Genomic DNA, 5,597 nt, shown 5'->3' with positions numbered 1-5,597 from the left:
GTGTTATGAATATTCAAGCGTTTAATAAAGATACGAATAAAATTCGTAAGGATGATGAATATGCTAAAAATTTATGGAGAGATATAAAATTTGTAAGGCCGATTGTGTTAATTGATGAACCACAGAAAATAGAAGGAACAGCAAATAAAAAATCTCAATCATTGAAGGCAATAGATGAACTAGAGCCGTTATTTACACTTCGTTATTCGGCTACACATAAAAACCTGTATAATCAAATTTATAAATTAGATTCTTATGAGGCGTATAAAAAAAATTCGGGTAAAAACAATAAATAGTGTGATTTCTAAAGATTTTCCATATATTAGATATACTTATTTTACAAAAGACTGCAAGGCAAGGATAGAAATATTTTCTCAAGAGCAAGGGCAAAGTATCAGATTTAGAAGTTTTGATGTGGAAAATGGTTTCTCGTTGTATGAACTTTCTGGAGGATTGCCACAGTATAAGGATATGTTTATTGCAGAACAGCCACATAAAGAGAAGGCATTGAAAATTGCTTCGGTTAATGGAGATATTGAACTGAAATTGGGGGAAAGTAATAAAAAATTGGAAGTTGTCTATATTTTAGATTTTCTTCCAATTTTTTTAGTTATAAATTTTATTTAGTTGGTTTCCAAGTTTCAATAACTTTTGCCATTTCCACTAATGTTTGTCTATTTTGAAGACCTTCCATAGAGATAAAATATACTTTACCCTCATGGTCAATACAATTTATAATCATTATAGTTCCATCATTATACTTTATTGTTAAACTTGTACCTTGATATCCATTTATATCAACAGGATCTAAAGTAATATTTTCTTTAGGAATTCCTTCATTAAGATATTTTTGCATAAGTACATAGGCAGCTTTTTCTGAATTTGCTTTCCCATCTTTAGAAAGTAGGTCTAAAGTTACGATGTTTACAGGGTCAATACTTAACTGAACTGCAGTTGGAGATGAATTTGGATCTGTTTGTATTAAAGGTAATTTATTTTCTGTTTTTTTTACATAATAATTATGCAATATAAAATTTTAAAAGTCAATAATCTTAAATATCAACCACTTCCAACTTTTCTCTTTTCCACAGAATAACAATAAGAAACCCAGCAAAAGCGCCTAAGTGACTGGATTCGACATCTGAAAGTAAAAATAATTTTACAATACCTGCAAATATTGGAATTACTAAAAATACAGTAATTAACCTAAAAAAATCATATTTTATTTCTATTAAAATTTCTTTTTTATCTTCAAGATTTATTCCTAATCTTCTATTTTTAGCCCTGTTTTCAGAAAGGATTACATACTTTTCATCAGTTTTAAAAATAGTTTCAGAATTTGATTTTAATTTTATTTTTTCATTATCAATCCAAAGTATTTTTGGGAATATCCTAAATTTTAATTTATCACGAATTATTATTTTTGCCATTTATCTCTATTTTCCTTTTCGATTTTCTTTTGATTCTCTATATATTCTGTAATGTTTATAAAAATTCCTTTTAATTCAAATAATGTAATACAATAAAGTGATAGAATGTTTAAACTGTTAATTTCAATATTAAAAATTAACATTAGCAGTAAAAATATTAAAACAGTAATTGAAACTATTATCCATTCAATTTTAGAAAAAGGATTGATATTATTGTCATCCATTCCTACATCAGTTGTAATGAGAAGATGAAGAATATAAACGCCGATTAATTTCATTAATTGCCAAAAAAATGAAAAATTTTCTAGAATAATCTTGTTTCCCGCTAGATGAAATAAAATAATCATAAGAAATTCAATTATAAAAAATTTTTTCTCGTCATATAAATTTATAATTCCGTTAATTAGTGACAAAACAAGCATTATTTCAATAATATGTATTGTAAATACGCTTTTATCCGATTTTTGAATATCAATATAATCCATAAAAATTGAACTTAATAAAATCATTTTTATTATTTGATACATTTCATTTCTCCTTTCATAAGAAAAGTGCATTATATAATTTAAAATAACACACTTCACTTACAAAAAATTCAAAAAATTACATATTAAAATATTTACAGAACGGTTGTGAGAATACAATCGCACTTACTGTAGCTTCTGGGTACATCATAAACTCTTCTGTTAGAGAGATTCCGTATCTTTCTGGTTTCAATAAATTAAATAATTTTCTCTGGTCACTTAAATCTGGGCAGGCTGGGTATCCGAAAGAGTAACGGTTTCCTTGATACTGGGCATTTAGAATTTCGTTCAAAGTAATGTCTTTGTCGATAATTCCTACATCCTGACGCATCATTTTATGAATGTATTCTGATGTTGCTTCAGCCAGTTCAAGTCCTACAGAGTTTACAATATGCCCTCTGTAAAATTCACCTTTTTCTTTAAGTTCATTTGAAACAAGTCTTGATTTTTCTCCTGCAGTTGCAACGAAGAATCCGATGTAGTCAATTCCATCTGGGCTTACATAATCATTTAATGATAAATACTGTCCGTATTTTTGTCTTGGGAAATCAAATGTTTCTAGAACAGTTGACAAGTCATCTGATAAAACTTCGATTTTGAAATCTTCCTTTCTTTCTCCAGCTTTTCGACGTACAGGGAAAAACTTGTAGATAGCTTTTATATCAAAATATTCATCACCATTTTCGATAATATCCAAAATTTCATTGTATAATTTTATTGTTCTAGGATCTTGCTTTTCAATTAGATTATTTACAATCCATTTCATTCCAAGGTGTTTTCCAATTAACATTTGTAAATTTATGAATGGGAATACATCTTTTGCTTTTATGTTTGTTATAATTTGTTTATTTAATGTTTGTGGCTTATAAATTTTTTCAAAGTCATATTTTGGAAGTTCAACTTTTGAAAAATCAAATGTTCCATCAGCATCTTTAATATCACTTACCGTTGGTTTAACTTTCAGCTGCTCAAGTTTTTTGGCATCTTTAATTGTTACAAGCTCTCTACGTTTTTGCAAATATTCTTTAAATTCTTCAAATTTTTTCTCATCAATCATTTTGTTTAAATCAGCAAGAGCTGTCATTGCATCTCTTGAGTAAATTACGATATTATTTTTGTAGGCAGGCTCAATTTTATTTACAGTAAATTTTTCCGTAAGTGCCGCACCTCCTACAAATATTGGAATATCAATACCAGCTTCATGCAGAACGCCCATAGTATTTACCATTTCTGTGGCAGATTTTACAAGAAGTCCAGAAAGTCCCAAGAAGTCTGCTTTATGTTCAATAATTGCTTCACGGATTTTTTCAGCAGGAGTATTTATTCCTAAGTCGATTACTTCATAACCATTATTTCCAATGATTATTCCAACCAGATTTTTTCCAATGTCGTGAACATCCCCTTTTACTGTTGCCATAATTACTTTTCCTTTTACAGATGATTCATCTTTTTCCATAAACTGTTCCAGATGTGAAACAGAGGCTTTCATAACTTCTGCACTTTGCAACACTTCGGCAACAATTAAGTCATTGTTGTTAAACAGTCTTCCAACTTCATCCATTCCAGTCATCAGAGGACCGTTTATTATGTCAATTGGAGAATATTTCTGAAGTAATTCATCAAGATAGACAATCAAATCTTTTTTACTTCCTTCAACAACTAAATTTGAGACTTTTTCTTCAGTAGTTAAGTTGCTTGTATCGACCACTTTTTGGATAGCTTTTTTCTCACGGTAGAAGTTTGCAAATTTTGATACATTTTCATCGTTTGTATGGAATAATAGATTTTCTGCCAATTCCTTTTCTTCATCTGAAATTTCGTCCATTGGCATAACTTTTTCAGTATTTACTATTGCATAGTCAAGTCCAGCTTCGTAGGCTTTTTGCATATAGTAAGTATTCAAAACTTCTCTTCCTGCGACAGGCAGTCCGAATGAAACATTACTTACCCCTAAAATTGTCTTTACATTCGGCATTTCAGCTTTAATTTGTCTAATTGCTTCAATTGTTGCTGTGGCAGAGCCAATATACTTCTGATCTCCTGTAGCAACTGGGAAAACTAACGTGTCAAAAATTATATCTCTTTCATCAATTCCGTATTTTTTTGTAAGAAGTTCGTAACTTCTTCTAGCAACTTTCAATTTTTTCTCAACTGAAACAGCCATTCCTTCCTCATCAATCAGCCCTACAACGACAGAAGCCCCAAAGTCCTTAATAACTTTTGCCATATCAGCAAATTTCTTTTCTCCATCTTCAAGGTTAATCGAATTTATAATTCCTTTTCCTTGCAAGTAAGTAAGACCTTCCTTAATAACATTTATATCAGTTGAGTCAATCATAAGAGGAACTTTTGCAAATTTTGCCACTTTATCTAAGAAAGCTTTCATGTCTGCCACTTCATCCCTGTCTGGATTTGCAAGACAAATATCAATTACATCCGCACGCCCCTTAATCTGAAGTCTGGCAACTTCTGTAGCCTCGTCAAATTTTTCGCTTGCAATTAAGTTTTTAAAAATACGTGAACCAATTACATTTGTACGTTCTCCCACGTAAATTGGACGGTTTTGGGGAGTTTCTAGAGTAATTAGTCCTGATACATCATTAAAATCTTTGCTTTCATCAATAACTCTTGGAGAATAGTTTACACTTTTTTCCTTAATTTTCTGAATATGTTCAGGCGTAGTTCCACAGCACCCTCCAACAATATTTAAATAATTATTTTGGAAAAACGGCTCAATTTTTGCCGATAATGTGTCTGGAGTTTCCTCGTATTCTCCATCTTCGTTAGGAAGTCCAGCATTTGGGTAAACTGAAATATATGTATTTGAAATATTATTTAATGTCTTTAAAAATTGTGTCATAAATTCAGGCCCTGTTGCACAGTTCAGTCCCACAGAAAATGGATTCATATGATTTACAGCGTAATAAAAAGCGTCTGCTGACTGTCCAGCAAGTGTAGTCCCTGTACTTTCGATTGTAAACGATAGCATCAATGGTACAGTATAATTTTCTTCCATTGCCTTTTTAAGCCCTAAATAAGCTGCCTTCAAGTTTCTTGTATCCTGAATTGTTTCAAATAGAATCAAATCCACACCACCAGCAAGAAGCCCTGAAACAGCTGTATAATAACTATGGATAAGTTCCTCGAAAGTAACTCCACCAGTAACGCTGATAGACTTGTTAGAAGGCCCTAATGCCCCTGCAACATAAAGATTTCGAGTAACTTCAGGATGTTCGCTTCTATATTCAGCAATAGCTTCATTTACAAGTTCCGCTGCAGCTTTATTCATTTCAAAAGCTTTATCTTCCAAGTCATAATCCTTCAAGACAATATCCAAAGCCCCAAAACTGTTTGTTTCAATAATATCACTCCCAGCCTCCAGATATCCTTTATGAATATTTTTAATAATATCAGGTCTTTGTAGAACAAGATAATCGTTGCATCCTTCATATTTTTCACCACCAAAGTCATCGGCAGTTAAATGTTCCTGCTGAATCATAGTCCCCATCGCTCCATCCAGCAGTAATATTTTGTTTTTTAAATCATTTTGCAATAAATTATAAGAATTTTTGTATTTGTTTTCTTTCATTTTTTCAGCTCCTATTTTCAAATTACATTTTATTATTTTATCATAAAAAAGTGT

Annotated in this window: 5 protein-coding genes and 1 pseudogene; 2 read left to right on the top strand and 4 right to left on the bottom strand. The window is 30.8% G+C overall.

Going from position 1 to position 5,597, the window contains the following annotated elements; translation table 11 throughout:
• A pseudogene (locus Q0370_RS02550) lies at window positions 1–296 on the top strand (restriction endonuclease subunit R); the annotation flags it as partial.
• Window positions 256–627, top strand: a complete 372-nt coding sequence (locus Q0370_RS02545) for a hypothetical protein (protein ID WP_299571691.1) — start codon at window positions 256–258, stop codon at window positions 625–627. The pseudogene Q0370_RS02550 and the gene Q0370_RS02545, both read left to right, overlap by 41 nt.
• On the opposite strand, the gene Q0370_RS02540 is transcribed toward Q0370_RS02545, so the two are convergent.
• From Q0370_RS02540 to metH, 4 genes are all read right to left on the bottom strand, one after another.
• The gene (locus tag Q0370_RS02540) at window positions 620–1,027 is read right to left on the bottom strand and encodes a hypothetical protein (RefSeq protein ID WP_299571688.1); all 408 of its coding nucleotides are present in this window, start codon (window positions 1,025–1,027) and stop codon (window positions 620–622) included. The genes Q0370_RS02545 and Q0370_RS02540 overlap by 8 nt on opposite strands.
• A 25-nt stretch (window positions 1,028–1,052) precedes the next feature.
• Window positions 1,053–1,430 (bottom strand): antibiotic resistance protein VanZ, encoded by a 378-nt coding sequence (locus Q0370_RS02535; protein ID WP_299571685.1) that lies wholly within the window; start codon window positions 1,428–1,430, stop codon window positions 1,053–1,055.
• On the bottom strand, window positions 1,418–1,957 hold the full coding sequence (locus Q0370_RS02530; RefSeq protein ID WP_299571682.1) for a hypothetical protein: 540 nt from the start codon (window positions 1,955–1,957) through the stop codon (window positions 1,418–1,420). Before Q0370_RS02530 ends, Q0370_RS02535 begins: the two co-directional genes overlap by 13 nt.
• 76 nt (window positions 1,958–2,033) lie before the next feature.
• Window positions 2,034–5,543 (bottom strand): methionine synthase, encoded by a 3,510-nt coding sequence (metH, locus tag Q0370_RS02525; RefSeq protein WP_299571679.1) that lies wholly within the window; start codon window positions 5,541–5,543, stop codon window positions 2,034–2,036.
• Between the last annotated feature and the right edge of the window lie 54 nt (window positions 5,544–5,597).

Source organism: uncultured Leptotrichia sp., assembly GCF_938036635.1.
Lineage (GTDB): Bacteria > Fusobacteriota > Fusobacteriia > Fusobacteriales > Leptotrichiaceae > Leptotrichia > Leptotrichia hongkongensis.
This window is presented reverse-complemented; position numbering and strand designations above follow the sequence as displayed.

Excerpts from the sequence above, each read along its gene's own strand:
- Q0370_RS02545 (WP_299571691.1), top strand. The coding sequence starts at position 256 with ATGAGGCGTATAAAAAAAATTCGGGTAAAAACAATAAATAGTGTGATT.
- Q0370_RS02535 (WP_299571685.1), bottom strand. The coding sequence starts at position 1,430 with ATGGCAAAAATAATAATTCGTGATAAATTAAAATTTAGGATATTCCCA.
- Q0370_RS02530 (WP_299571682.1), bottom strand. The coding sequence starts at position 1,957 with ATGTATCAAATAATAAAAATGATTTTATTAAGTTCAATTTTTATGGAT.
- metH (WP_299571679.1), bottom strand. The coding sequence starts at position 5,543 with ATGAAAGAAAACAAATACAAAAATTCTTATAATTTATTGCAAAATGAT.